The sequence below is a fragment of the Thermoanaerobaculia bacterium genome (assembly GCA_035717485.1).
Classification (GTDB): Bacteria; Acidobacteriota; Thermoanaerobaculia; order UBA5066; family DATFVB01; genus DATFVB01.
On sequence record DASTIQ010000106.1, the window covers coordinates 1 to 6,291 of the forward strand.

The following is a 6,291-nucleotide window of genomic DNA, read 5'->3' on the forward strand; positions in this document are numbered from 1 at the left end:
CATCGATGCGCGGCTCTTTCCCGTGAACGCCTTCCTTCCGGTCGCCATCTCGTAGAGGACGCACCCGAAGGCGAAGATGTCGCTTCGGGCGTCGGCTTCCTTCCCTTCGAGCTGCTCCGGGGCCATGTACTGGAACGTCCCCATGATCGTGCCCTGCTCGGTCAGGGCCGGGCGCGAAGGCGTGAGCTCGGTCGGCATCGACGAGAGCTGAGAAATCTCGGTCTGGACACCGGCCGCCCGGAGCTTCGCGAGACCGAAGTCGAGGAGCTTCACTCCCGACTTCGTCAGCATGACGTTGCCGGGTTTCAGATCCCGGTGAACGATCCCCTGCCGGTGCGCGGCTTCGAGGGCGTCGGCGATCTCGATCCCGAACCGGATCACCTGCTCGGGCGGAAGCGCGCCGCTCTCGAGCCGTTCCGCGAGCGACTGTCCCTCGATGCACTCCATGACCAGGTACTCGACGCCGTCCTGGTTGCCGACGTCGTGGAGCGTGCAGATGTGCGGATGCGTCAGCGCGGAGATCGCCTTCGCCTCCCGTTCGAACCGGGCCCGGAGGTCGGGGTTCGAGGACAGGTGCTCGGGAAGCACCTTGATCGCGACTTCCCGGTCGAGGCGCGTGTCCCTGGCCCGGTACACTTCTCCCATGCCCCCGGCGCCCAACGCGGAAAGGATTTCGTAAGGACCCAGGCGGGTGCCGGTTGCGAGACTCATCGCCCACCCCGGGTCCGCCATCGCCCTTCGAAGCCCTGGCGAGGGAGGGGCGAAGGCGCACCTCCGGCTCCGGGACGAGAGATGACTTCATGGAGGCCGAGACGGGAACGGGCAGCGAGAGTCATGTCGTTCCTCCTTCGGATGACCATGGGCGAAGGTCGACGGAAAACGGAACGATTTCGTAGCGTCCGAGTCGCGATCCCGATGCCCGCATTCCGCTCCCGAGCCGTCAGTGGCCGCCGGGCCCGCCCGTACGGGTCGCCGGCGCTTTCCTTCCGTTGTGCGGCGAAAACTCGAGTGATTCTATCGCGGTTCAGGGTCCGGCGAGGGGACCGGTGCCATCCGCTTTTCCGCAGGCGATCACCGCGAGGCGGACGGGCGTCGTCGCGGATCGACGATCGGCGGCCGCCTACTGGTGGAGGGCCTCCGGCCAGTTCAACACGACCGTGATCGGCGCGATCTTCTCCTTCCCGAGCGGCGAGAGCAGGAGGAATTTCTGGCCGTCACGGGTGACGGCGTAGGCGTTGCGCCGCTGGCCGGGCTGCACGCGGGCGTCGAAGAGGGCCTGTGGCACGCCGGCCGTGAACGTCGCGCCGGCGTCGATCGCCGCGGCCATCATCTTGGAGTCGAGGCCCCGAAAGTAGATCGTCTTTCCGTCGGCGCTCCAGTGCGGCTCCGTTCCCCCCGCCCCCGAGACCTGCCACTTGCCGCCCGGCCCGGGGAACTGCTGCACGTAGATCTCGAATCGGCCCGATTCGTTCGACATGTAGGTCACGTACCGGACGTCGGGAGAGAACGTCGGAAGGACCTCGGTGAATGCGCCCTCCACGAAAGGAAACGGCTTGTTCGTGCGGTCGGTCGGATAGACCCAGATGTCCCAGGAATTCTTCGCCGTCAGGCGGTTCACGAGAATGAACTTCCCGTCGCTCGACCAGTCGTTGGCGATGAGCGAATCGCCGCAGGACCAGAGCTCGGTCTCCGGTCCCGTCCCCGAGGCGTCCTTCTGGTACAGGCTCGGAGGACCCTTGCGGTCCGACGAGTAAACGAGGCGGTTTCCGTCGGGCGACCACACGGGGGCGACTTCGTTGGCGGGATCGAACGTGAATCGCGAGGTGACGCCCCGCACGAGATCCCGGATCCAGATGTCGCGCTTGTCCGAACGCGAATCGGACACGTCCATGGCCAGACGCGTCCCGTCGGGAGAAATCGCGCTCGATCCGTAGCCGGCGGCCTTTTCGAGCTCCGACGTCTCCTTGCCGGACCGGTCGACCCAGACGAGGCGGGTCTCGTTCGAGACGCCGCCCCGGTAGACGAGGGCGCCGTTGGCGGAGACCGAAAAATCGGCGAGGCCGTTTCCCGTCGCGCCCATCTGCTCGGCGATCGGAACGGGTTCCCCGGTGAGCTTCAGCGCCGACGCGTCGAAAGCCTGCGCGACGAGCGTCCCTTCCTTGACGTAGAGCAGGCGCCCGGGAGGGGCGTATTGCGCGAGGGAGTCCGAGTCGAGGATCTTCCTCGGCTTCTCCTGCGGGTCGAGGCTCGCCGCCATCACGCGACCCTGTCCCGTTCCTCCGCCCCCGAACTCGAAATAGAGGAAATGCTTGCCGTCGGGGAGGAAATCCGGCCAACCGACGCTCGAAGAGCCTTCCGCCTTCACAGCCGTCTGAGGGGTTCCACCCCCCGCCGAGACGCGGCGAATCGGATCGGAAGTCTGACCGTCGAAGAGGATCGTTCCGTCCTTCCCCCAGGATCCGTCGGCGCCCGTCGTCGCGTCGCAGATCGTCTGCGGGGGAGCCCCCGCGATATCGACCTTCTTCAGCTTTCCTTCCGCGACGAAGGCGATATGCCGGCTGTCGGGCGCCCAGATCGGCCGGAACGACGCCCCGTCGGTGCCGGGGACGGGCCGCGGATCGAGAGCTTCGAGCGGGCGCATCCAGATCTGCGCCTTGCCGTCGGCGTTTCGGGCCGAAAAGGCGAGGAGCTTTCCGTCCGGGGATATCCGCGGAGCTTCGACCACCGAGAGTGCGTCCGGAAGGACGAGCTGGAAACGGACGGGGGAGGCCGGCGCGGGCGCCCGGCGAAGGTAGCCGACGGCGAGGAGCGCCGCGGCGGCGAAGAGGAGCCCCGAGAGTCCCCACGCGAGCTTCTCGCGCGTCTTCCGTCGCGACACGACGACGGCGGGCGCCCCGGCCTGCGATCCTCCCTCGGCGATCCACTGGAGCTGGAGCTTGACGTCGTGCGCCGTCTGGAACCGGTCGTCGGGCTCCTTGGCGAGGCAGGTCTGGACGAGGCGGTCGAGCGCGGGCGGCGTCATCGGCGTGATCGACGAGATCGGCGCGGGATGGTCCTTCAGGATCGCGCCGATCATCGATGCGCGGCTCTTTCCCGTGAACGCCTTCCTTCCGGTCGCCATCTCGTAGAGGACGCACCCGAAGGCGAAGATGTCGCTTCGGGCGTCGGCTTCCTTCCCTTCGAGCTGCTCGGGGGCCATGTACTGGAAGGTCCCCATGATCGTGCCCTGCTCGGTCAGGGCCGGGCGCGAAGGCGTGAGCTCGGTCGCCATCGACGAGAGGTGCGAGATCTCGCTCTGGACGGCCGCCGCGCGGTGCTTGGCCAGTCCGAAGTCCAGGAGCTTGACGCCCGAACGGGTCAGCATGACGTTGCCGGGTTTCAGATCCCGGTGAACGATCCCCTGCCGGTGCGCGGCTTCCAGGGCGTCGGCGATTTCGATCCCGAACCGGATCACCTGGTCCGGCGGAAGCGCGCCGCTCTCGAGACGTTCCGACAGCGACTGTCCGTCGAGGAGCTCCATGACCAGGTATTCGACGCCGTCCTGGTTGCCGACGTCGTGGAGCGTGCAGATGTGCGGGTGGGTCAGCGCCGAGATCGCCTTCGCTTCTCTCTCGAATCGCTGGCGGAGCTCGGCGTTGGCCGAGAGGTGTTCCGGAAGGACCTTGATCGCCACCTCGCGATCGAGACGCGTGTCCTTGGCGCGGTACACCTCGCCCATGCCTCCCGCGCCGAGAGGGGAGGCCACTTCATAGGGGCCGAGCCTCGTTCCGGCGGCGAGCGTCATGACAGCCTCCCCGCCGCGGCGAGCGGAAAGAGGATCTCGTCAGGTCCCGGGCGGGATCCGGCTTCGAGCGTCATGGCTTCCTCAATCCTTCCGTCCAGTCGAGCACGGCGACCGCCACCGGCTCCACGGATTCGTGGGGGGGAACGGTCACGAGAAAACGCTGGCCATCGGGCGACACATCGTAATCGCCGAACGTGCCGGAGAGGGTGAACAGCGGGCGCGGCGGGTCGGCGCGGAGATCGGGTCCGCCCGACAGCGCCGCCGCCATCACGGAGGGTCCGCTCAGGAAATAGATCTCTTTTCCGTCGCGCCGCCAGCGCGGCCTCTCGCCTCCGTTGGTCGAGACCTGGATCTGGACGGAAGGATCGGCCGCCGAGCGGACGTAGACCTCGTCGCGGCCCGTGTCGTCCGCGACGAACGCGAGCCATTTCCCGTCGCGGGAGAACTGCGCGGCGGTTTCGGCGAAGCGCGTCGTCCGGAGCGGAGTCGGCTTTCCGCCGCCGAGAGGGAGCGCCCAGAGGTCGTCGCGGGTGCCCGCCGCGCGCGTGCCGTATACCAGGATCTTTCCGTCCGGAGAGACCGTCGATGCCGAAGCTCCGGCGGCCCCGCCCGGGAAGATCTTCCGGTCTTCGACGCCGCCGGACGAGGACGTGGAATAGATGTCGCCGTTGACGCCGCTGCGAAGCGAGCTGAAGACGATCGTGCGGCCGTCGGGCATCCAGACGGGACTGAAGTCCGCCGCCGTCCCCGACGTCACGCGGCTCGCGATCCCGCGGGCGAGGTCGAGCGTCCAGACGTTCTCGTTGCGGCCGTCCGCGTCGAGCTTCTCGTACGCCGCGCGGGTCCCGTCGGGGGAGATCCCGAAAGCCCCGTAGCGTCCGGGCGCGCCGACGCTCTGGAGCCGCCGCCCCGACCGGTCGAGCCAGAAGAACTGGGAGGTCGGATCCGCGCTCTGGTAGAGGAGGAGTCCGCTCGCCGAGACGCTGAAGTCGAAACGATGGTTGTCGCCGATCTGGAGAACGTTCTCGCCGACCGGTTCCGGATCGCCCGCGATCTTCGCGCCCGCGAGATCGATCCGCTGCGTGACGAGAGAGCCGGACTTCACGTACAGGACGCGATCGGGAGGGGCGAAGGCGATCGTCGAGATCGCGTGCGCCAGATGCGTGATCTTCCGGGAGGAGAGCGACGTCAGGGCCATCCAGTGACCATCCGTCTGGTTCGCGTCGACGAGAAAGACGATGTGATCCCCGTCGGGAAGCACGACGGGCCAGCGGTGGGCCTCCTCCGCGGGAGTGATGGAGGTGATTCGTTCGACCGGGCCGCCGTGCGACGACACGCGAAAGAGGCCGTCGAAGTCGTGAGGCACGAACACGATCGTGTCCCGGCTTCCCCACGAGCCCCCGGAGGGGGCCGGCGCGTCGGCCAGCGTCTCCGGCGGCCCCCCCGAAGCGTCGATCTTCTTGAGCTTCCCGTCGGCGAAGAACCCGACGAAGCGTCCGTCCGGCGACCAGAAGGGCATCCGCGCCCCGTCGGTCCCCGGCAGCTCGCGCGGCTCGAGGGCTCCGATCGAGCGCACCCACAGACTCTGCCGGTCGTCCTTCCGGTGTCCGACGAACGCGATCCGGCTGCCGTCCGGAGAAGCGGTGAGCGACGAGGGGAAGTCGAACGCGGCATTCGGCGGCCGGACGAGAGCGAGCCGGACCGGGCGCCGCGTTTCCTTGGGCGCGGAAGCGACCCGATACCACCCGGCCGCCGCGGCGAGGACCGCGGCCCCCGCGACGAGCCACGCCGTTCTCTCGCGGCTCCGCCGCCGCGAGGCGACGACGGCCGGCGCTCCCGCCTGCGACCCGGCCTCGGCGATCCAGGCGAGCTCGCTCTTGACGTCATGGGCCGACTGCCAGCGGTCGTCGGGGTCCTTGGCGAGACAGGTCCGCACGATCCGGTCGAGCGCGGGAGGCGTCATCGGCTGGACGGAGGAGATCGGCGCGGGCTCGCTCGACATGATCGAGGAGATGAGCGACGCGCGGCTCGCTCCGGAGAACGCTTTCTTCCCGGTCGCCATCTCGTAGAGCACGCAGCCGAGCGCGAAGATGTCGGTCCGGGCATCCGCCGGCTTCCCCTCGAGCTGCTCCGGCGCCATGTACTGGAAGGTGCCGAGGATCGTGCCCCGTTCGGTCAGCGGGCGATCCGCCTCCGTCGGCAGCGACGTGACGTCCGCCTCGTCGGTTCGCGTCCCGATCGTCTTCGCGAGTCCGAAGTCGAGGAGCTTCACTCCGGAGCGCGTGATCATGACGTTTCCGGGCTTCAAGTCCCGGTGGACGAGCGAGCGCCGGTGCGCCGCGTCCAGGGCCTCGGCGATCTGCTTGCCGTACTCGAGGACCTGCTCCCTCGGGAGCGGGCCGCGGGAGAGCCGGTCGGAGAGGATCTGCCCTTCGAGCAGCTCCATCACGAGATACTCGACGCCGCCGGCGTTGCCGACGTCGTAGAGCGCGCAGATGTGCGGGTGG

At 68.4% G+C, this 6,291-nt stretch carries 3 protein-coding genes; all 3 read right to left on the minus strand.

Annotation, left to right across the window (positions count from 1 at the left end):
- Positions 1 to 711 (minus strand): serine/threonine-protein kinase (locus VFS34_05775; GenBank protein ID HET9793953.1); only part of this gene is annotated, 711 nt, incomplete at its 3' end.
- Positions 712 to 1,120: 409 nt separating this feature from the next.
- A complete protein-coding gene (locus tag VFS34_05780) occupies positions 1,121 to 3,784 on the minus strand; it encodes a protein kinase (protein HET9793954.1) in 2,664 nt (887 codons plus the stop codon).
- 70 nt (positions 3,785 to 3,854) lie between these two features.
- On the minus strand, positions 3,855 to 6,291 hold a 2,437-nt coding region (locus tag VFS34_05785; protein ID HET9793955.1), incomplete at its 5' end, for a protein kinase.